We start from the raw sequence: 20,221 nt of genomic DNA, 5'->3' as shown, positions 1-20,221 counted from the left end.
TGTCGCGCTGCTTATTCTAAGGGCGCGGCGGAATGGCAATTTTTTAGCGATGGGGGCCCCAGAGGACCAATGGCAAAAGTAATCGGAATCGATCTCGGCACGACCAACAGCTGCGTCTCGGTGATGGAGGGCGGCAAGCCCAAGGTCATCGAGAATGCCGAGGGCGCGCGCACCACGCCGTCGATCGTCGCGTTCGCCAAGGATGGCGAGCGTCTCGTCGGCCAGCCGGCCAAGCGCCAGGCGGTGACCAACCCCGAGAACACGATCTTCGCGGTGAAGCGCCTGATCGGCCGTCGTTTCGACGATCCGATCACCAAGAAGGACACCGAGCTGGTCCCGTACCAGATCGTGCGCGGCAACAATGGCGACGCCTGGGTCGGCGCCGGCGGCAAGGAATACAGCCCGTCGCAGATCAGCGCCTTTACGCTCCAGAAGATGAAGGAAACCGCCGAGGCCTATCTCGGCGAGACGGTCACGCAGGCGGTCATCACCGTTCCCGCATACTTCAACGACGCGCAGCGCCAGGCGACCAAGGACGCCGGGCAGATCGCCGGTCTCGAAGTGCTCCGCATCATCAACGAGCCGACGGCTGCTGCGCTTGCGTATGGCCTCGACAAGGACACCAACAAGACGATCGCGGTCTATGACCTCGGCGGCGGCACCTTCGACATCTCGATCCTCGAGATCGGCGACGGCGTGTTCGAGGTGAAGGCGACCAACGGCGACACCTTCCTCGGCGGCGAAGATTTCGACAACAAGCTGCTCAACTTCCTGTCGGACGACTTCAAGAAGGCCGAGGGCATCGACCTCACCAAGGACAAGCTGGCGCTCCAGCGTCTGAAGGAAGCGGCCGAGAAGGCGAAGATCGAGCTGTCGTCGGCTGCCACGACCGAAGTCAATTTGCCGTTCATCACGGCCGATGCGACGGGTCCGAAGCATCTCGTCAAGGCGATCTCGCGCGCCGATCTCGAGCGTCTGGTCGAGGATCTCATCCAGCGCACGCTCGAGCCGTGCAAGAAGGCGATGAAGGACGCCGGCGTCCAGGCGAGCGACATCAGCGAAGTCGTCCTCGTCGGCGGCATGACGCGGATGCCCAAGGTCCGTCAGGTCGTGAAGGACTTCTTCGGCAAGGAGCCGCATTCGGGCGTCAACCCCGATGAAGTCGTCGCGATGGGTGCGGCGATCCAGGCCGGCGTGCTCCAGGGCGACGTCAAGGACGTGCTGCTGCTCGACGTGACCCCGCTGTCGCTCGGCATCGAGACGCTGGGTGGCGTGTTCACCCGGATGATCGATCGCAACACCACGATCCCGACCAAGAAGTCGCAGACCTATTCGACCGCGGACGACAACCAGCAGGCCGTCACCATCCGCGTCTTCCAGGGCGAGCGCGAAATGGCGGCGGACAACAAGATGCTTGGCCAGTTCGACCTGGTCGGCATTCCGTCGGCACCGCGTGGCGTGCCGCAGATCGAGGTCACCTTCGACATCGACGCCAACGGCCTGGTCAACGTGTCGGCCAAGGACAAGGGCACCGGCAAGGAGCAGCAGATCCGCATCCAGGCCTCGGGTGGCCTGTCGGATCGCGACATCGAGCAGATGGTGCGCGACGCCGAGCAGTTCGCCGAGGACGACAAGGCGCGCCGTGCAGCGGCCGAGGCGAAGAACAACGCCGAATCGCTGATCCACACGACCGAGCGCCAGCTTGCCGACAATGCCGACAAGGTCGATGCATCGCTCAAGGGCGAGATCGAAGCCGCGATTGCCGAGACCAAGACCGCGGTCGAAGGTGGCGATCCCGAGGCGATGAAGACCAAGTCGGAGGCGCTCGCGCAGGTCGCGATGAAGCTCGGCCAGGCGATCTACGAGAAGCAGGCGCAGGCCGACGCTTCTCCTGCCGCCGAGGGCGAAGCGCCCAAGGAAGACGTGGTCGACGCGGAATTCTCCGAGGTCGACGACCACAAGGCGTAAACTGGAATGAGCCCAGCCCGTCATTCCCGCGCACGCGGGAATCCCGCTTCTTCGGCCGGCCTGTGCGGTTCGGGGGAGAAGCGGGACCCCCGCCTTCGCGGGGGTGACGGCGGTGAGGCGGGGGCTGAAACGTGACCACCGACATCGATTTCTACGAACTGCTGGAATGCGAGCGCACTGCCGACGACGGCACGCTCAAATCCGCCTATCGCCGCCTCGCGATGCGCTATCACCCCGACAAGAATCCGGGCTGCGGCGATTCGGAGGAACGCTTCAAGGCGATCAGCGAGGCGTATGACTGCCTCAAGGACCCGCAGAAGCGCGCGGCGTATGACCGCTACGGTCATGCCGCGTTCAAGCAGCAGGGTTCTGGTGGCGGCGGCGCGCAGGATTTCAGCGGCTTCTCCGATATCTTCGAAAACATCTTCGGCGAATTCATGGGCGGACAGCGCGGCGGATCGCGTGGGCCCCAGCGCGGCGCAGACCTGCGCTACGACATGGAAATCACGCTTGAGGAAGCCTTCCACGGCAAGGCGAGCGACATCACGATCGATGTCTCGGGCGTGTGCGACGTGTGCGACGGCTCGGGCGCGACCAAGGGCACCGCCGCCAAGACCTGCCAGATGTGCAAGGGCCATGGCAAGGTCCGCGCGCAGCAGGGCTTCTTCGTCGTCGAGCGGACCTGCCCGACTTGCCACGGTGCCGGCCAGACGATCGCCGACCCGTGCGGCAACTGCCACGGCGAGGGCCGGGTCGAGAAGACCAAGACGCGCACCGTCAACATCCCGCCGGGCGTCGACGAGGGCACGCGCGTTCGCCTGACCGGCGAGGGCGAGGCGGGCTTGCGCGGCGCGCCGGCGGGGGATCTCTACATCTTCCTCCACGTCGCGCGGCATCCGCTGTTCGAGCGCGAGGGCACGACGCTGTTCGCGCGCACGCCGATCAGCTTCACCACCGCGGCGCTCGGCGGCGAGGTGCATATCGCCGGGCCCGATGGCGTCGACCATCAGATCAAGATTCCAGCGGGCACCCAGAGCGGGCGCGAGCTGCGCCAGCGCGGTGCGGGCATGCCCGTGCTCCAGGGGCGCGGCCGCGGCGATCTCGTCATCCAGATCGAGGTCGAGACGCCGACCCATCTGAGCGCGCGCCAGCGCGAATTGCTCGAGGAATTTCGCGCGACCGAAACGGGCAAGGAATGCCCGCAGACCTCGGGGTTCTTCGCCAAGATGAAGAGCGCCTGGGGCTGATCCCCCAGACGCTGACCGAGGTACGATGGTTGCCATCGTGCCGCGGTCAGCGGGGCTGGCCGGTCTCGCAGGCGCGCTTGCCGGTTACGCTCCTGCCCGACGCGGAAGGCAGGCCGGGCCGACCGGTTCGAAGCTCTTGTAGGTCAGGATGAATTCGCGGTGGCCGAGCTCTTCGGACAGCGTCCGCGCCCCCTGCGCGACCGCGAGCGTACGGTCGTAAATTTCCGTGCCGACCTCCTCGATCGTCGTGGCCCCTTCGAGAATGCGGCCGGCGTTTATATCCATGTCGCCGGCAAGCTTGCGCGCGGTTTCGGGATTGGCGCAGATCTTGATGACGGGCGAGATCGCCGACCCGACGACCGAACCGCGGCCGGTGGTGAACAGCGTGACATGCGCGCCGCACGCGATCAATTCGACGATCTCGGCATTGTCCGAGATGTTGGGGAAGCCGAAGCGCGGTTCGCCATCCGGAACGACGTCGAGCAGATACAGGCCGGGGGAAGGCGGGATGTCGCCGGGTTTGACGATCCCCGAGATCAGCGAGCTGCCCGACTTGGAATAGGCGCCCATCGATTTCTCTTCCTGCGTGGTGAGGCCGCCCTCGGCATTGCCCGGCGCGAAGCTGCCGAAGCCGAGCACGGTGTAATACCGCTCGGCCTTGGCGACGCTCGCGACTAGCGCCTCCCCCAGTGCGGGGGTCAGCGCGCGATCGGCCATGATGTTCTCGCAGCCGACCAGCTCGCCGGTTTCCTCGAAGATGCAGGTCGCGCCCTCGGCGACGAAGCGATCGAACGCGCGGCCGACCGCGGGGTTGGCGGTGATCCCGCTGGTCCCGTCCGACCCGCCGCAGATCGTGCCGATGACGAGCTCGCTCGGCGCCATCGCAGCGCGCGGGCCCGCATCCGCGATCGCCTTGATCCGCGCGACGGCAGCGAGTCCGGCAGCGATCGTCGCGGCGGTTCCGCCATTCTGCTGGATCACCAGCGTCTCGACTGGTCGACCGCTCGCCGCGACCACGGCGGCGAGGCCTTCGCGATTGAAGCTCTCGCAGCCGAGCGAGACGATCACCACGCCGCCGACATTGGGATGTGTCGCGACCGCCTTCATCACCTTGTCGGCATAGCTGTTGGGGTAGCAGCCGGGAAAACCGATCAGATGCACGTCGGGGTCGTCGCTCTTGTCGACGATTCGGCGCGCGACATGGTGCGCGCATTCGACGAGATAAGCGACGGCGATGACGTTACGGATGCCCTTGCGGCCATCGTTGCGCAACCAAGCGGAAATCATGACGGGCTCCGTTCGAGCGTATCGCGCAGGTGCGAGGCGATATAGTCGCTCTTCATATTGTGCAGGTGGACATGCTCCGCGCGGCCGGCCGACGCGGTCATCGATCCGATCGGCGCGCCGTATTTGATCACCGTCTCGCCCGCGGCGAGCACGTGGCGGGCGATCTTGTGGCCGACGCCGATCTCGGAGTGCACCACGCTCGGTGCGCCGTCGATCAGCACGGTGTCGCCAATGGCGAGCGGCGCGGTGACGACGAGAATCGTGTCGTCCGGGTGCAGCAGGATCGCGCTCATCGCGTCGCCTCGATGGAGCGTACCGCGTCCCACAACGTCGCTGGGATCGGCCAATCGGCGTAGCGCAACGTCGCTTCGACCTGTTCCCTGCCGACCAGCCCGGGGATGACCCCAGCGACGGCCGGCTCGCGCGTCGGAAATTGCAGCGCCGCAGCCGGCAGCGGAACATCGAACGCCGCGCAAATCCGTTCGAGTTCGGCGACCCGCGCGACGATTTCCGGGGGCGGGGCCGCGTAGTTGAAGTGGCTGGCGCTGCGGCTACCCTCGACGAGGATGCCGCTATTGTACGGGCCGCCGACGACGAGCCGCGTACCGCTCGCGCGGCACCGGTCGATCAGCGGCAGCGCATCGGCCTGTTCGAGCAAAGTATAGCGCCCGGCGAGCAGGATGACGTCGAGCTCGACGCGCTCGAGCAGCTCGAGGCACACCGCGACTTCGTTGACGCCGACGCCGATCGCGCCGACCTCGCCGCCATCGCGCAAGCTGCGCAGCGCGCGATAGCCGCCGTCGAGGAAATCGGCCATATGGCGCGGCGCGTCCTCGCCATGCGTCATCGCACCGAGATCATGCGCGAACAGTAAGTCGATCCGCTCGCGCCGCAGCCGCGTGCGGCTCTCCGCGACGCTGCGCAGCACCGCGTCGTACGAATAATCGAACACCGGCTCGAGCGCAGGCGCATCGACGAAGCCGTGGCGTTCGGCGGCGGCCGAGTCGGTCGGCTCGAGCAAGCGGCCGACCTTGGTCGAGACGATCGCGGTCGCGCCCGGGTCATGCTCGGCGAGCGCCGCGCCGAGGCGCGTCTCGGCGAGCCCGAAGCCGTAATGCGGCGCGACGTCGAAATAGCCGATCCCCGCGGCGAGCGCGGCGGCGACGGTATCGCTCGCGACTTGGTCGTCGACCGCGCGATAGAGGTTGCCGATCCCGGCGCAGCCCATGCCGAGCTGTGGCAGCGCGATCATCGTGCCCCCCGCGCGGTCAGGCCGAACAGCAAGACCACCAGGAAGCATCCGGCGGGCACCAGCATCGCGGGCACGATCGATCCGCTCGCATCCGAGACCAGCCCCATCACCGCGGGAAAGATCGCCCCGCCGATGATCGCCATGACGAGCAGCGCCGACCCCGCCTTGGTGCGCGTCCCCAGCCCGTCGACCGTCTCGGCGAAGATCGTCGGATACAGGATCGACATGAAGAAGCTGCTCGCAACGAGCGCCAGCACCCCCGGCATGCCGCCGACCAGCCCCGCGAAGGCGCAGCACGCCGCCGCAGCGGCGGCGAACCCCGCGAGCAGCGGCAGCGGCCGGATCCGCCCCATCAGCGCGGCGCCGATGAAGCGGCCGACCATGAACACCACGAGCGACGCGGTGAGATAGCCCGCCGCCTCGGTCGCGCGCGTGCCCGGCACCGCGACTTCGCTGTAGCGGATCATGAAGCTCCACACCCCGACCTGCGCGCCGACATAGAAGAATTGCGCGAGCACCCCGAACAAGAAGCGCGGCGCGCGCGCGAGCGCGGCGAAATCGGCGGCGGCGCCGACGCCTTCGTCGGGCTCGGGCTGGGTCGCGATCGCCGGGAAGGGGGCGAGCCGGATCAGCACCGCCCAGACCAATACGCCGAGCCCGATCACGAGATAGGGGATTTGCACCGCCGCCGCCTGCGTCGCGCGGTCGAGCGTATGCGGCGCGTCCGACAGGATGAAGGCGCGCCCGATCAGCACGCCGGTGATCGAGCCGAGCGGATTGAACGCCTGCGCGAAGTTGAGTCGCCGCGACGCCGTCTCGGGGCTGCCGAGCCGCGCGATCAGCGGATTGGCGGAGGTTTCGAGGAACGCCAGGCCGCTGGCGATGACGAACAAAGCGATCAGGAAGAAGGGATAGCTCAGCGCCGCCGCAGCGGGCCAGAACAGCAGCGCGCCCGCGCCGTAAAGGCCGAGCCCGAGCAGCACCGCGGCGCGATAGCCATACGCGCGCATGAACAGAGCGGCCGGGATGGCGAGGCAGAAATAGCCGAGATAGAAAGCCGATTGCACCAGCCCCGCGCCGAAATCGCCGAGGCTGAACAGCCCTTTGAAGTGCGCGATCAGCACGTCGTTGAGATTGTTGGCAGCGCCCCACAGGAAGAAGAGCGCGACGATCAGAACGATCGGCACGATGCGTGTCGCAGGCGATTGGCTCGGCGTCATATCAACCCTTTTCCATCGAGGCGGATTACGGGCACGAAGCCACCCGCAGGTTTGCGCGGCATCTCGAAATGCAACCCGGTCGCATCCTGACGGTGCGCGACGGGCCCGCCGCCGAGCAGCGTCGCGCGTTCGATCACCCCCGTAAGCCGCCCATGCGCAAGCGACCCGACCGTCGCGGTGCCGACCGGCCAACCGAGGAACAGCACGTAGAGCGCGCCCTTGTTGGTCGTGAAGCGCACGTCGCGCGCCGTGAAGCTTCCCGCGCCGGCTTCGTTCTGCATCCCCGGCGTCAGTCGGGTCGGCCCCTCGCCATACAGGCGCCATGGCCGCGAGCCGAAGATCGCTTCGTCGTTGATCGCGGTCCAGCCGCCGAGGCGGTCGAGAATCTTCTCCTCCTCGCTGTCGATCGCGCCATGCCCCGGTTGCGGGATCGAGAGCAGCAGATTGCCGTTCTTCGAGACGACGTCGGCCAGGCGTTGCACGACCTGCTCGGCGGTCTTGTAGCTTTTGTCGTTCAGCCGCGCGACGTTGTAGAACCAGTCGCCGATGCAGGTGTCGGTCTGCCACGGCTCGTCCCACAGGTGATCGGTAAAGCCGCGCTCGACATCCTGCACCACGCCGAAACGCTCGTTCGGCTTCAACTGTTTTGCGAACAGCGCGACGTCGATCTTGCCCGACCAGCCGATCGAACGGTTGTAATAATCCGCCGCCGCCTCGAGCCCGATCGACCCGAACGGCAGCCCGTAATCGTCGAAATAGACCAAGTCGGGCTTGTATTTCTCGACCAGGTCGGTCTGCCGCAACAGCCATTTGGTGACGTAGGCTGGGTTGTCGGTCGGGCCGGTCTCGATCCACTGGCCGTCGTGCTTGTCGTGCCAGGCTTCCATGCCGGGGATCGTGTCGATCCCGTTCGGCATGACGGCATGGCCGCCGGTATATAACTCCTGCGGGTCGAGCCCGTCCCACCATTGTCCGGCGCCGTCCGCCTTGCGCAGGCGGAAGGCATCGTAGCGCTCGCCCTTTCTGGGACCGGTCGGGTCATAGCCATAAGCGGTTTGATACCAGTGCCAGCTGTGCGCCGAATGGTTCGACACGCCGAACTTGAGCCCGGCCTTGCGCGCGGCTTTCTCCCACGTGCCGACGACGTCGCGCTTCGGGCCGACACGCAGCGAATCCCACGCGTGATAGCGGCTGTCGAAGCAGTCGAGATTGTCGTGATGATTGGCGAGCGCCATGAAATAGCGCGCGCCGACCTTCTTGTAGCGCGCGATCAGCGCGTCGGGGTCCCAGCGATCGGCGGTCCAGCGGTTCTGGATGTCCTTCATCCCCGCGACAGAGGGATGGCCGTAGGTCTCGAGGTGGTGCGCGTACATCGGGTGACCCTGCATGTACATGAAGCGGCCGTACCAATCGCCCTGCTCGGGCACCGATTGCGGCCCCCAGTGCGACCAGATGCCGAGCTTCGCATCGCGAAACCAGTCGGGGTAGCGATAGTTGGAGACGAGCGACGGCCAGTTGGGCTCGACCGGCCCCTTTGCCAGCCCCATCGGGCTCTGCGCGAGCGCGCCGCGTGCCATCGGCAGCGCCGCCATGCCGGCGAGGATCGCGCGGCGGGTGAGACTCACTTGCCGAGCGTTCGCGCGATCGCGCCGAGCGCGAGCGGGCGCATCACGGCATAGCCTTGCGCGGTCGGATGGACGCCGTCGCTCGCAAGGCCGGGCTTCATCGCGCCCTCGGGCGTCGCCAAGGCGGCGAAATAATCGACGTACACGAAGCCTTGCGCCTTGGCGTAGCTGCGCAGCCAGGCGTTGAGCGCTGCGATCTGCGGCACGGGCTGTTTCGACGGGCTCCACGGGAAGGCCGCGGCAGGCGGGACCGAAGCGAGGATCACCTTGATGCCGTGCGCGCGGGCGAGTTCGGCCATGCTCGCGATATTGCCCTCGACCGTCTCCATCGTCGCCGCGCCGGTATTGCCCGCGACATCGTTGGTGCCCGCCATGATGTGCACCGCCTGCGGCTTGAGCGCGATCACGTCGGCGCGGAAACGCGCGAGCATCTGCGGCGTCGTCTGGCCGCTGATCCCGCGATCGACCACGCCGTTGCTAAACAGCGCGGCGTCGGCGTGGATCCAATTGTCGGTGATCGAATCGCCCATGAAGACGATACGGACCGGCGTGCGGCTCTCGGTCAGCACCTGATTGGCGGCGGCATAGCGGCACAATTGGCCGAAGTCGCGCGTCAGCATGTGGAGCTTCCAACGTTCCCGGCCGGGGTCGTCGCTCGGGTCGGAATGCTGCGGGCAGGGGTCGGCGACGATGCCGACCGGGTCGCTCGCATAGGCATCGCCCGGGACATTGGTCTGGGCCTGGGCGGCCGGCGCTAACGCCGCGAGCAGCGGCAGCATCCACACGGTGTGACGCATCGATAATCCTCTCCAATGCCTTCCAAGCGGCGGGCGCGTTGCCGCGCGCCCGGCTCGGGGCCGCATCGCTTTATGGTGTTCATGGATAAAGTTCAATTCCACATATGAACGAATTTTGGTATTTGGTCAGCGGGGGAAGATGCCCTTGCTCGCGCCGAAGGCGTGGAACAGGCCGGGCCAAGCCGATCCCGGCATGGTCGACGCCAAGCGCGCGCCGAAGCCGTGTCCGCCGGCGTCGAACACGTGAAGTTCGCTTGGCCGCTTCTTTGCGATCAGCGCGCTGAACAAGGTGATACTGTTCGCGACGGGAACGAGCCCGTCGTCGGCGGCATGGACGAGGAAGGCCGGCGGGGTGTCGGCGGTGACGCGCGTTTCGACCGATCCGGCATGGCGCAGCGCGGCGGGTGCGTCGCGCCCGAGCAGATTGTCGCGCGATCCGCCATGCGTGAAGGACGCCTCGAGGCTCACCACGGGATAGAGCAGCCCGACCAGATCGGGTCGCGCCGATACCGCGTCGATGCGATCGACCGGGGCATAGGTCGGCTCGGCGAAGCGCGTCGCGAGCGACCCGGCGAGATGCCCGCCCGCCGAAAAGCCGAGCGCGGCGATTTTGCCCGGATCCACCTTGAAGCGCGCCGCCTCGGTACGGATCAGCCGCAGCGCGCGCTGCGCATCCTGCAGCGGCACGAGCGCCTGATTCGACCAGCCTTCGCTGGGGAGCCGATACAACAGGATGAAGGCGGTGATCCCGCGCGCGTTGAGCCACGCGGCCTGCTCCTCGCCTTCATTGTCGTACGACAGGAAACCATAGCCGCCGCCCGGCATCAGCAGCACCGCGGCGCCATTAGGCTGCGCCGCGCGCCGCACGACGAGCGCAGGCTGCGCGATCCCCGTGATCCAGCGATCGGGACGCTGTGGGTCGTGCGACTGGTCCGCCACCTTGCGCGTGATCGCGGCGTGGCGGTCGCCGGGGATCGCGCCTGGCCATAACGGGACGATCTCGTCGGCGGGCTTGGTCTGCGCGTGCAGCATCGTTGGGGCGAGGGCCGCCAACGTCGTCGCACCGAGCAGCAGGGTGCGGCGGGTCGTGATTTCGTCGAGCATGCTTGGTCCTTCACAGCGTTCGACTCACAACATAACCGATCATCGCGCGATGGCATCAGCAAACCCCGCGCGTTGCGCTGGTTGTGCTCCGCTTCGCACTCGGCTAACCGCGCCTGCCTGCGACGGCGCCGGTCGCGCCGCGCCCTGGAGGGTCCGCCATGAGCAACGCTGCCGCCCCGCAGCTCCACCCGATCGCGCACGAGGATTTCGTCGCCGACACGCAGGCGGTCGCCGAGGCCGTGCTGCGCGAAGGCTGGACCCCGGATTTCGTGATCGGCATCGGGCGCGGCGGGTTGGTGCCGGCGGTTTTCCTCTCGCACGCGCTCGACGTGCCGATGCTGTCGATCGACGTCTCGGCGCAACTGCCCGATTTCGCGGGCGATCTGCTCGCTAAGCTCGCGGCGAAAAGCGCTGCGGGCGCGCGGCTGCTGTTCGTCGACGACATCAACGACAGCGGGGCGACGATCGCGGAAATCCGACGGCGTCTGGCAGAGGCCGGAAGCGAGCGCGCTGCAGTGCGCTTCGCGGTGTTGATCGACAATCTGGGATCGCAGGATCGGGTCGACTATCGCGCGCGGACGATCGACCGGGCGAGCGACAAAAGGTGGTTCGTCTTCCCGTGGGAAGCGGTCGGCGCCCCGGCGACGATCGTCGCCGAGGCGCTTTCGGTTCCCGAACGCCTCGCCTGAGACGCCGCGCGGCTCAGCCGAGCCCGCGGCCCAGCACCCGCGTCAGCCGCGCCGAGAAGGCGCGCGGGTCGACCGGCAGTTCGCCATCGGCGATCCGCGCTTCGTCGAACAGCAAATGCGCCGCGTCCTCGCGCAGCCCCGCATCGGAGCCCTCGGCACCGAGCTTCTCGATCAGCGGGTGACGCGGGTTGATCTCGAGCACCGGCTTGGCGGTCGTGTCGAGCCGGCCCGCGCCGGCGAGCAGCTTCTCGAGCTGACGGTCCATGCCGTGGTCGGGCGCGACCAAGCAGACCGCGCTTTCGGTCAGGCGTTCGGACACGCGCACGTCCGACACGGCATCGCCGAGCGTCGTCTTCACGAAGGCGATGAAGTCGTTGACCGTCTCCGACGCGGGGGGCGTCGGTTCGGTGCCTTCGGGCAGCGGGATCAGGCTGAGATCGGCCAGACCCTGCGTCACCGACTTGAACGGCTTGCCGTCGAAATCCATGCCGGCCGCCGCCCAGAAGCTGTCGACATGGTCGCTCAGCAGCAGCACCTCGATCCCGCGCGCACGGAAGCCCTCGAGCTGCGGCGACGAGGCAAGCCGGTCGAGATCGGGCCCGAGCGCGTAATAGACTGCGGTCTGGTTGTCCTTGAGGTCGGCGGCATACTCCTTGAGCGAGCGCCATTCCCCGCCCGAATTGGTGGTCTTGAAGCGCGCGAGGCCGAGCAGCGTGTCGCGCCGCGCATAATCCTCGTACAGGCCCTCCTTGAGCACCGCGCCGAACGTGTCCCACAGCTTGAGATAGCGCTCGGCGTCGTTGCTCGACAGCTTGTCGAGTTCGCTCAGCACGCGGTTCGACACGCCCTTCTGGATCGCGGCGAGCACCGGGCTGTCCTGGATCATCTCGCGCGAGACGTTGAGCGGCAGGTCGCTCGAATCGACGAGGCCACGCACGAAGCGCAGATAGCGCGGCAGGATCTCGGCCTCGTCGGTGATGAACACGCGGCGGACATAGAGCTTCATCCGCCCGGCGCGATCGGGATCGAACAGGTCGAACGGCTTGGTTTCGGGAATGAAGGCGAGCACCGTATATTCGTGCACGCCCTCGGCGCGGTAATGCAGCGTCAGCGCGGGCGCGTCGAACTGACCCGCCACGCTGCGGTAGAAATCGGTATAGTCCTCCCCGCTGATCTCGGACTTTGGCTTGGTCCACAGCGCAGCGCCGTCGGCGATCTGCTTGGGCTCGGCGTCGGGCGTGTCCCTGAGGAAGATCGGCACGGGCACATGGCCCGATTGCGCCTTGATCGTCCGCTCGATCGTGAAGGCGTCGGTATAGCCGGTGGCGTCTTCCTTTAGGTGGAGCAGCACGCGGGTGCCACGCGCGGGAGCGGCGGCAACGTCCACTGGTTCGATCGTGTAGGTGCCCTGGCCGTCCGACGACCACAGCGCCGCAGTGTCGACGCCGGCGCGGCGCGACGTCACCTCCACCTGATCGGCGACCATGAAGGCGGAATAGAAACCAACGCCGAACTGTCCGATCAACTGGCTGCCTTCGGCGTCCTTGGCGCCCGCGATCTTGTCCATGAACGCCTTGGTGCCCGAGCGCGCGATCGTGCCGAGCGCTTCGCCCAGTTCGTCCTCGCTCATGCCGATGCCGTTATCCTCGATCGTCAGGCGACGCGCCTCGGGGTCGAGCGTGACGGTGATGCGCGGCTGGCCGTCGTCGCCGAGCAAGCTTGCGTTGCTGAGCCCTTCGTAGCGCAATTTCTCGCACGCATCGGCGGCGTTCGAGATCAGCTCGCGCAGGAACACATCCTTGTCCGAATAGACCGAGTGCACCATCAGATGCAGCAGCTTGGCGACATCGGCTTCGAACGAGCGGGGGGCGGCGGTGGTCGTCGTCATGGTTTCCACGATCTCTCCGGTTGATGGGACCTGCGACATGGACGTCGCATCGGTTGGTTTCAAGCTTGTCGCGCCGCAGCGCCTGCAGGGGGCGTCAGGGCTTCTCGAGAATGTCGCGGATGCGGGTCGCCAGTGCCTCGACCGCGAAGGGCTTGGTAATCATCGCCATGCCGGGTTCGAGAAAGCCGTTGGCGATCGTCGCATTCTCGGCATAGCCGGTCATGAACAGCACCTTCAGCGCGGGGCGCGTCACGCGCGCGGCATCGACCAGCTGGCGGCCGTTGAGCCCGGGCAGGCCGATATCGGTGACGAGCAGGTCGAGGGGGACGTCGCTCTGCAGCAGCTTCAGTCCGGAAGGGCCGTCCGACGCCTGCAGCGTGCGATAGCCGAGCTCCTCGAGCACATCGACGACCAGATCGCGCACCGCGGTTTCGTCCTCGATCACCAGTACGGTTTCGCCCTCGGCACGGTGCGCGTCACTTAGCGCAGCTTGATCCGGCTCGTCGGCATTGGCCTCGCCATAATAGCGCGGGAGGTAGAGCTTGACCGTCGTCCCCTGGTCGAGCTCGGAATAGATCCGCGCATAGCCTTCGGACTGGCGGGCGAAGCCATAGATCATCGACAGGCCGAGCCCGGTGCCCTGGCCGATCGGCTTGGTCGTGAAGAACGGCTCGAACGCCTTCTCGATCGTGGCCTTGCTCATCCCGCTGCCGGTGTCGGTGACGCAGATGCAGACATATTGGCCGGGCTTCACGTCGCGCTGGCGGGCGGCATACGCGCTGTCGAGATGGGCGTTGGCGGTCTCGATCGTCAGCACGCCGCCGTCGGGCATCGCGTCGCGCGCGTTGATCGCAAGATTGAGGATCGCGCTTTCGAGCTGGTGCGGGTCGCACAGCGTCTGCCACAGCCCGCCCGCGGTGACGATCTCGAGCGCGATCGTCTCGCCAATCGTGCGGCAGATCAGCTCCTCCATCCCCGAGACCAAGCGGTTGGCGTTGACCGGCTTTGGATCGAGCGGCTGGCGGCGCGAGAAAGCGAGCAGGCGGTGGGTGAGTGCCGCAGCGCGGTTCGCCGAGGTGATCGCGGTCGTCGCATAGCGCTCGATCTTGCTCGTTTCGCCCTTCGCGATCTGCCGCTGGATCATGTCGAGCGACCCGATCACGCCGGTCAGCAGATTGTTGAAATCGTGCGCGATGCCGCCGGTGAGCTGGCCTACGGCTTCCATCTTCTGTGCCTGGCGCAGCGCCTCCTGCGCGTCCTCGAGTTCCGCCGTGCGCTCGGCCACGCGCTGTTCGAGCGTGGCGTTAGCATCCTGCACCTGCTGGAACAGCCGGGCATTGTCGATCGCGACCGACGCCTGGCCGGCGAGCCCCTGGATCAGCCCCTCATGCCGTTCGGTGAAGCGCCCGGGCTCGGGATGGCCGAACAGCAGGCCACCAAGCACGTCGCCCGAGCGCGACACCACCGACACCGCGAGATAGCTGCGCACCGGCAGGTGCCCAGGAGGCATTCCGTAGTGCGGCGCTGACTGGCCGTAGCGGGGATCGGCGAGGATATCGTCCGAGCGGATCACGCCGTCGTTGCGGAAGGTCGGGCCGAACACCGCGGTCGCGCGCGGCAATCCCAGTTTGGCGAAGTCGGCCCGGTCGGCCCCGGCGAGGGTGTAGAGGTGCAGCCGTTCGCCGCTCGCATCCATCACGTTGTGGAAATAGGCGCCGAACCGCGCGCCGGTCAGCTCGACCCCGGCCTCGCTGACCATCTGCACGATCCGCTCGAGGTCGAGCTCGGCGGCGAGCGCCGCGCCGGCGCGGTTGAGCGTGCCGAGCGCCTGCGTCTCCTGGCGCAACGACTGTTCGACGCGGGCGCGCTCGGTATCGTCGCGGAAGGTCAGTACGGCACCGACGCGGCGGCCGTCGGACATTACGATCGGACGCGCTGCGCCGCGCGCGAGGAGTTCGCGGCCATCGCTGCGCCGGATCCGCCAGCTCGCGTCGAGCACGGTCTCGCCATGCAACGCGGCGCGCGCCAGCGGGAGCTCGAGTGGGGGGTAGGGATCGCCCGCGACCGTCCACAGGCTGTACGCGGCGGCATAGCCGTGGGGCGAGACGCCGAGCTGGCGCGTGCCGTGGAGCCGTTCGGCGGCGTCGTTGACGAAGGTGATCGCGCCGGTCGCATCGGTGACGATCACGCCCTCGGTCAGTTGCGCGAGGATCGCGCCGCGTTCGGCGGCCTCGACGATCCGCTCGGCTTCGTCGCGGCGCTGTTCGGTGACGTCACGATAGAAGACCGCGAGCCCGTCGGACACGGGATAGGCGCGCATGTCGAGCCTGGCCGAGCGTCCGTCGGGCCAGACGTAGCGATGCTCGAGCGCGACCGCGACGCGCTCTGTCATCGCCTTGCGGTAGAGGTCCTGCAGTGCCGGTGCCGCGTCGGGATGCGCCTCCCAATGCGTACGCCCGACGATCTCGGCACGCGGACGCGTTTCGAGCCGCATCGCCTCGTCGTTGATGTCGATGATGCGAAAGTCGCGGTCGAGCAGCAGGAAGGCCTCGCCCATATTGGCGAGCACGTCCTGCGCGCGGTCGCGTTCGGCGCGCAGCGCGGCTTCGGCAGCGGCCTGGCGCCGCTCCGCCGCGACCCGTTCGGTCGTCTCGATGACGATCGCGAGCACCCCGGCCGGGTTGCCCGCTTCGTCGATCACCGGAGAATAATCGAGGTTCATGAACACCTGTTCGGGGTGGCCATGACGGTGCAGCGTCAGCTCCAGATCGCGATAGGCGAGCGTCCCGCCCGCGAGTACGGTCCGCATCACATGGTCGTTGAAGTCGGCGACTTCGGCCCAGCCCTCGCGGACCTTCGATCCGAGCAGCTGCGGATGCCGCGTGCCGGCAATGACCGAATAGGCGTCGTTGTAGAGCATGATGCCGTCGGGGCCCCACAGCATCGCGATCGGCACCGCGGAGCGCAGCAGCAGCGCGGTCGCGGTGCGCAGGCTGTGCGGCCAGGCGTCGGCGGGGCCGAGCGGGGTCTGCGCCCAGTCAAAGCCTCGCATCAACTCGCCAAGGTGTCCGCCGCCATTGAGGAACGCCAATGAACCCGCAGTCCGCACGCCGAAATCCTTAGCCGTTCCCGGTGCCCGAGCGCCGGTTGCCAATCTCTTAAACAGATGCGGCCATCTGTGAAGCGGCGTTCGCCCGGTGGGTGCGTCGTGCCTCTCGTCTGCGGGCTCGCCGAGGACGGTGCGGTGGTGCCGGCTGCAGGAATCGAACCCGCGACATCCAGTTTACAAAACTGGCGCTCTACCAACTGAGCTAAGCCGGCACGGTAACCCCCAATGCGTCAGCTGATGCCGAAGGTCCAGCCCTCGGTGCGCGCAATTTCGCGGGTCAGCGCGGGCGGGTGCCACAAATCGTCGCGCGTGGCGTTCGCGCGGAGCCAGGCCGCGGTGAGAATCGCATCGGTGGCATGGTCGGTGTAGCGCGCGAGCGGCGTATGCGCGCAACTGCCGAGCGCGGCGAGGCCCGCGTCGAGCGCGGCGGCGTCGCGCAGCTTGCTCAGGCCCTTGCGCAGCCCGGCGGCGCGCGCGGCGATCGTCGTGTAGATCTCGACGACGCACGCACCGCGCTGCGGTGCGGGGTCGATCGGCCAGACGGGGAGGGCGCGGCCGAGATGGTGGAGCAGCCGCATTCCGGCGAAGCTCGCCTTGGCGACCTGCGCCGCGCCGATCGCGTCATAGACGGTCGAGGGCTTGCCGAATCCAGCGGCGTTGTGATGCGCCTCGCAGCGGCGGAAGTGGAGGAAATCGGCCTTCGTCCCGTCGGCCGCGCCGAGATAGAAATGCGTGCCGCGGCGCGATTCGAGAAACGACGCGGCCCCGAGATCGCCGTCTGGGGCGTGCGCATCGACATGGCCCCAGAAGGCGCGCGCGGTCGTCGGGGCGTCTTCGCCCGGAAGATAGGCGCCGCGCAGCACGAATGGCGGGGCGAAGCTGAAGTCGAAGCCGACCAGTAATGGCGTATCGCCTTGTGCTCGGAGCCAGTGGAGAATGTCGGTCCGCGACCAGGCGCCGCGCGGCGGCGCAACGAGCGCCGGCGCTTCGCTCCCGCGCTCGCACACAGCGACGGCGATTCCGGGATGGCGCGCGCCCTTCGCGCCCGACCAGTCGATCGCGGCGAAGCGGGTGAAATGGGCGGGGGTCACGGTCGTTTGCGTGGTCTGCCGGGCTTGCGCGCGGCGGCCTGGTCGCGCGCGCGCGCGATCATCGCCTGCACGCGGGGCGGATCGGCGCTGGCGTAGCGCACGAGCACCGCCGGCCAGCCTTCGTAATGCGGCGTTTGCCAGAAGGTAGCGGGATCGGTTTCGAGCAGCATCGCCTTCGTATCCGCGTCGATCGAAAGCACGAACGAACCCGCCGCTTTGCCGAACGACACGAAGGCGCGGCCGTTCGATGCGACCTTGACCGCCGGGGCGCCATAATAAGGCGCAGCAATCGTGTCGGGCAGGGTCAGCGCGAAGGCGGCGAGCGCGTCCCAGTCGTTCATCTCTCCCCCTTCAAGCTCGCCCACCATGCCATCCGCTCAGCGATGCGCTTTTCCACCCCGCGGTCGGTCGGCACGTAGAAGGTCTGCGGCGCCATTTCGGCGGGCCAATAGTTCGCGCCCGAAAAGCCGTCGGCGCTGTCATGGTCATAGGCATAGCCCTTGCCGTAGCCGATCTCCTTCATCAGCTTGGTCGGCGCGTTGAGGATATTCTCGGGCGGCATCAGCGACCCGGTCTCGCGCGCCGAGGCCCAGGCGGCCTTCTGCGCCTTGTATGCGGCGTTCGATTTGGGGGCGGTCGCGAGATACAGGCACGCCTGTGCGATCGCGAGCTCGCCCTCCGGGCTGCCGAGGAAATCATAGGCGTCCTTGGCGGCGAGGCACTGCGTCAGCGCGTTCGGGTCGGCGAGGCCGATATCCTCGACCGCCATGCGCACCATCCGCCGCAACAGGTAGAGCGGTTCCTCGCCCGCGGTGAGCATCCGCGCGAGATAGTAAAGCGCTGCCTGTGGGTCCGACCCGCGCACCGCTTTGTGGAGCGCGGAGATGAGGTTGTAATGCCCCTCGCGATCCTTGTCATAGACCGCGACGCGCCGCTGGAGGAAGGCGGAGAGGCCGGCGGGGTCGAGCGGCTCGGGCAGGTTTACCGCGAACAGCGTCTCGGCCTGGTTGAGCAAGAAGCGGCCGTCGCCATCGGCGCTGGCGATCATTGCATCGCGCGCTTCGGGCGTGAGCGTGAGCGGCTGCTCCTCGATCTGCTCGGCGCGGTCGAGCAATTTGCCGAGCGCGGCGTGGTCGAGGCGGTGGAGGATCAGCACCTGCGCGCGGCTGAGCACGGCGGCGTTGAGCTCGAACGACGGGTTCTCGGTCGTCGCGCCGACCAGCGTGACGGTGCCATCCTCGACATAGGGCAGGAAGCCGTCCTGCTGCGCGCGATTGAAGCGATGGATCTCGTCGACGAACAGCAAGGTGCGCTTGCCGATCCGGGCATGGTCGCGCGCTTCGGCGAACGCCTTCTTCAGATCGGCGACGCCCGAGAAGACCGCCGAGATCGCGACGAAGCGCAAGCCGACCGCATCGGCGAGCAGCCGCGCGATCGTCGTCTTGCCGGTGCCGGGCGGCCCCCACAGGATCATCGAGGACAGCCGGCCGGCGGCGACCATCCGCCCGATCGCGCCTTCGGGGCCGGTGATATGCTCCTGGCCGACGACTTCGGCTAGCGTGGTCGGGCGGAGCCGATCGGCGAGCGGGGCGGTCGCGCTCACCGCCTCGGCGGCGGGCGGATCGAAGGCGGCAAAGAGATCGGGCATGCGCTGAAGATAGGGTGCGGCGAGCGGAAGTCACGCGTCGCCGCGGCGGAGGCCGGGGCCGCTTGATGCCTTTGCGCAGGCAGCGCCACGAAACGCAGCTGCCCCGGCCTGCGCCGGGGCCACGAAGTTTGTTCCAAGATATATCTTGAACTCCGCTATGGAAGATATATCTTAGCGCTATCGAGTCTCAGAAAGGAACGATATGTTTGGAATGCATAAACGCGCCGGCCAGCGCATGGGCGGGCATCATCACATGGGCATGCACGGCGGTTTCGGCGGCGGGCGCGGCCAAGGCCGGGGCGAAGGCGAGGGCCGCGGGTCCCCGCGCGGACGGCGGATGTTCGACGGCGGCGAACTGCGGCTCGTCCTGCTCAAGCTGATCGCCGACGAGCCGCGCCACGGCTACGACCTGATCCGCTCGATCGAGGAGCTGACGGGGGGCGCCTATGCGCCGAGCCCGGGGGTGGTCTATCCCACGCTCACGCTGCTCGACGAAATGGAGCTGATCGAGGCCCGCGAAGCGGAGGGCGCCAAGAAGCGCTTCGCGATCACCGCCGGAGGGACTGCGCATCTCGCCGAGAATGCTGAGCTGGTCGAGGCGCTGTTCGCACGTCTGGCCGAAGTCGGCGCCGAGCGCGCGCGGACCGACAGCGCGTCGGTTCGTCGCGCGATGGGCAACCTCAAGGAAGTGCTGATGCACAAGCTGCGCGCCGAGGAGGTGGAAAAGGAAACGCTCCACCAGCTCGTCGCGCTGATCGACGAAGCCGCGCAGAAGATCGAGCGGCTGTAATGACACGGCTCCAGCTTCTGCGCCGACGCCTGGCGATCGCCGACGAAGCCGGAGCCCCTATCGGGAGACTTACGATGAGCCATAGTGCAACCGCCCGCGTCCCCACCGCGAGCGCCAGCAAATACCTCCAGCAGACGTGCAAGCATTCGGAGCACAATCTGGCGGTGACGTTCACTCCGGAGCACGGGACGATCGTCTTTCCCAAGGACGCGCGCGGCGCCGATCATCCCGGCGATGCGACGGTCACCTTCGATGCCCATCCCGATATGCTCGAGGTGCGGATCGATGCCACGTCCGAGGCGCAACTCGAGGGGCTGAAGGGCGCGGTCGCGCGCCATGTCGATCGCTTCGCGTTTCGCGAGGCACCGCTGGTCTACGACTGGTGCTGATTGCGGCGATCACCAGCGGGTGCGGGATGGAGGGAGGAATGTATCGCCTCCCTCTTTTCATTTCGGGATGAGCAGCCGGGAGCGACCCTGCCAGGTCGTAGACTCTTAAAGCGGTCA

17 protein-coding genes and 1 tRNA gene are annotated in these 20,221 nt (G+C 67.4%); 5 read left to right on the top strand and 13 right to left on the bottom strand.

Annotation, left to right across the window (positions count from 1 at the left end; translation table 11 throughout):
• The first annotated feature begins 69 nt into the window (after positions 1–69).
• Both dnaK and dnaJ read left to right on the top strand, forming a co-directional pair.
• Positions 70–1,968: a molecular chaperone DnaK gene (dnaK, locus tag RH90_RS16190; RefSeq protein ID WP_010187065.1), complete on the top strand. Its 1,899-nt coding sequence runs from the start codon at positions 70–72 to the stop codon at positions 1,966–1,968.
• A 131-nt stretch (positions 1,969–2,099) separates the two neighbouring features.
• Positions 2,100–3,215, top strand: coding sequence for a molecular chaperone DnaJ (dnaJ, locus tag RH90_RS16185; protein WP_010187064.1), 1,116 nt, complete (start codon positions 2,100–2,102; stop codon positions 3,213–3,215).
• Positions 3,216–3,299: 84 nt separating this feature from the next.
• On the opposite strand, the gene RH90_RS16180 is transcribed toward dnaJ, so the two are convergent.
• The 7 genes from RH90_RS16180 to RH90_RS16150 form a co-directional block, all read right to left on the bottom strand.
• Positions 3,300–4,502 carry a UxaA family hydrolase gene (locus RH90_RS16180; RefSeq protein ID WP_010187063.1) on the bottom strand — a complete coding sequence of 401 codons (1,203 nt, stop codon included), beginning with the start codon at positions 4,500–4,502 and terminating at the stop codon, positions 3,300–3,302.
• Positions 4,499–4,795, bottom strand: a complete 297-nt coding sequence (locus RH90_RS16175) for a UxaA family hydrolase (protein WP_010187061.1) — start codon at positions 4,793–4,795, stop codon at positions 4,499–4,501. The genes RH90_RS16180 and RH90_RS16175 overlap by 4 nt, the downstream gene beginning before the upstream one ends.
• On the bottom strand, positions 4,792–5,754 hold the full coding sequence (locus RH90_RS16170; protein ID WP_010187060.1) for an aldo/keto reductase: 963 nt from the start codon (positions 5,752–5,754) through the stop codon (positions 4,792–4,794). The genes RH90_RS16175 and RH90_RS16170 overlap by 4 nt, the downstream gene beginning before the upstream one ends.
• Entirely contained in the window at positions 5,751–6,974 is a 1,224-nt protein-coding gene (gene fucP, locus RH90_RS16165; RefSeq protein WP_010187058.1) for an L-fucose:H+ symporter permease, read from the bottom strand. The genes RH90_RS16170 and fucP overlap by 4 nt, the downstream gene beginning before the upstream one ends.
• Positions 6,971–8,599, bottom strand: a complete 1,629-nt coding sequence (locus tag RH90_RS16160; protein ID WP_010187056.1) for an alpha-L-fucosidase — start codon at positions 8,597–8,599, stop codon at positions 6,971–6,973. Before RH90_RS16160 ends, fucP begins: the two co-directional genes overlap by 4 nt.
• Positions 8,596–9,396, bottom strand: a complete 801-nt coding sequence (locus RH90_RS16155) for an SGNH/GDSL hydrolase family protein (protein WP_010187054.1) — start codon at positions 9,394–9,396, stop codon at positions 8,596–8,598. The genes RH90_RS16160 and RH90_RS16155 overlap by 4 nt, the downstream gene beginning before the upstream one ends.
• Before the next feature lie 126 nt (positions 9,397–9,522).
• Positions 9,523–10,500: an alpha/beta hydrolase gene (locus RH90_RS16150; protein WP_010187053.1), complete on the bottom strand. Its 978-nt coding sequence runs from the start codon at positions 10,498–10,500 to the stop codon at positions 9,523–9,525.
• A 158-nt stretch (positions 10,501–10,658) separates the two neighbouring features.
• Between RH90_RS16150 and RH90_RS16145 the strand changes: the two genes are divergently transcribed.
• Positions 10,659–11,189, top strand: coding sequence for a phosphoribosyltransferase (locus RH90_RS16145; protein ID WP_010187051.1), 531 nt, complete (start codon positions 10,659–10,661; stop codon positions 11,187–11,189).
• Between the two features lie 13 nt (positions 11,190–11,202).
• Here RH90_RS16145 and htpG read toward each other — a convergent pair whose 3' ends face one another.
• The 6 genes from htpG to RH90_RS16115 form a co-directional block, all read right to left on the bottom strand.
• The gene (gene htpG / locus RH90_RS16140; RefSeq protein WP_010187050.1) at positions 11,203–13,077 is read right to left on the bottom strand and encodes a molecular chaperone HtpG; all 1,875 of its coding nucleotides are present in this window, start codon (positions 13,075–13,077) and stop codon (positions 11,203–11,205) included.
• A gap of 94 nt (positions 13,078–13,171) precedes the next feature.
• On the bottom strand, positions 13,172–16,129 hold the full coding sequence (locus RH90_RS16135; protein WP_332306572.1) for a PAS domain-containing protein: 2,958 nt from the start codon (positions 16,127–16,129) through the stop codon (positions 13,172–13,174).
• 193 nt (positions 16,130–16,322) lie between these two features.
• Positions 16,323–16,398 (bottom strand) — tRNA-Thr (locus tag RH90_RS16130).
• An 18-nt stretch (positions 16,399–16,416) separates the two neighbouring features.
• A complete protein-coding gene (locus RH90_RS16125) occupies positions 16,417–17,277 on the bottom strand; it encodes a hypothetical protein (protein ID WP_010187046.1) in 861 nt (286 codons plus the stop codon).
• Positions 17,274–17,618, bottom strand: coding sequence for a hypothetical protein (locus RH90_RS16120; RefSeq protein ID WP_010187044.1), 345 nt, complete (start codon positions 17,616–17,618; stop codon positions 17,274–17,276). The genes RH90_RS16125 and RH90_RS16120 overlap by 4 nt, the downstream gene beginning before the upstream one ends.
• A complete protein-coding gene (locus tag RH90_RS16115) occupies positions 17,615–18,925 on the bottom strand; it encodes a replication-associated recombination protein A (protein ID WP_010187042.1) in 1,311 nt (436 codons plus the stop codon). Before RH90_RS16115 ends, RH90_RS16120 begins: the two co-directional genes overlap by 4 nt.
• Before the next feature lie 211 nt (positions 18,926–19,136).
• On the opposite strand from RH90_RS16115, the gene RH90_RS16110 reads away from it, so the two are divergent.
• On the top strand, positions 19,137–19,715 hold the full coding sequence (locus RH90_RS16110) for a PadR family transcriptional regulator (protein ID WP_010187040.1): 579 nt from the start codon (positions 19,137–19,139) through the stop codon (positions 19,713–19,715).
• Positions 19,716–19,789: 74 nt separating this feature from the next.
• Positions 19,790–20,104, top strand: a complete 315-nt coding sequence (locus RH90_RS16105; protein WP_010187039.1) for a DUF2218 domain-containing protein — start codon at positions 19,790–19,792, stop codon at positions 20,102–20,104.
• The last annotated feature ends 117 nt before the right edge of the window (positions 20,105–20,221 follow it).

Origin of the sequence: Sphingomonas sp. PAMC 26605 (assembly GCF_000241485.1) — a bacterium.
GTDB lineage: Bacteria > Pseudomonadota > Alphaproteobacteria > Sphingomonadales > Sphingomonadaceae > Sphingomonas.
The sequence above is the reverse complement of the archived record's forward strand: the minus strand, read 5'-3'. Positions and strand labels throughout refer to the sequence as shown.

Coding starts and splice junctions, on each gene's coding strand:
- dnaK (WP_010187065.1), top strand. CDS start 70: ATGGCAAAAGTAATCGGAATCGATCTCGGCACGACCAACAGCTGCGTC.
- RH90_RS16180 (WP_010187063.1), bottom strand. CDS start 4,502: ATGATTTCCGCTTGGTTGCGCAACGATGGCCGCAAGGGCATCCGTAAC.
- RH90_RS16175 (WP_010187061.1), bottom strand. CDS start 4,795: ATGAGCGCGATCCTGCTGCACCCGGACGACACGATTCTCGTCGTCACC.
- RH90_RS16170 (WP_010187060.1), bottom strand. CDS start 5,754: ATGATCGCGCTGCCACAGCTCGGCATGGGCTGCGCCGGGATCGGCAAC.
- fucP (WP_010187058.1), bottom strand. CDS start 6,974: ATGACGCCGAGCCAATCGCCTGCGACACGCATCGTGCCGATCGTTCTG.
- RH90_RS16155 (WP_010187054.1), bottom strand. CDS start 9,396: ATGCGTCACACCGTGTGGATGCTGCCGCTGCTCGCGGCGTTAGCGCCG.
- RH90_RS16150 (WP_010187053.1), bottom strand. CDS start 10,500: ATGCTCGACGAAATCACGACCCGCCGCACCCTGCTGCTCGGTGCGACG.
- RH90_RS16145 (WP_010187051.1), top strand. CDS start 10,659: ATGAGCAACGCTGCCGCCCCGCAGCTCCACCCGATCGCGCACGAGGAT.
- htpG (WP_010187050.1), bottom strand. CDS start 13,077: ATGACGACGACCACCGCCGCCCCCCGCTCGTTCGAAGCCGATGTCGCC.
- RH90_RS16135 (WP_332306572.1), bottom strand. CDS start 16,129: ATGCGAGGCTTTGACTGGGCGCAGACCCCGCTCGGCCCCGCCGACGCC.
- RH90_RS16120 (WP_010187044.1), bottom strand. CDS start 17,618: ATGAACGACTGGGACGCGCTCGCCGCCTTCGCGCTGACCCTGCCCGAC.
- RH90_RS16115 (WP_010187042.1), bottom strand. CDS start 18,925: ATGCCCGATCTCTTTGCCGCCTTCGATCCGCCCGCCGCCGAGGCGGTG.
- RH90_RS16110 (WP_010187040.1), top strand. CDS start 19,137: ATGCATAAACGCGCCGGCCAGCGCATGGGCGGGCATCATCACATGGGC.
- RH90_RS16105 (WP_010187039.1), top strand. CDS start 19,790: ATGAGCCATAGTGCAACCGCCCGCGTCCCCACCGCGAGCGCCAGCAAA.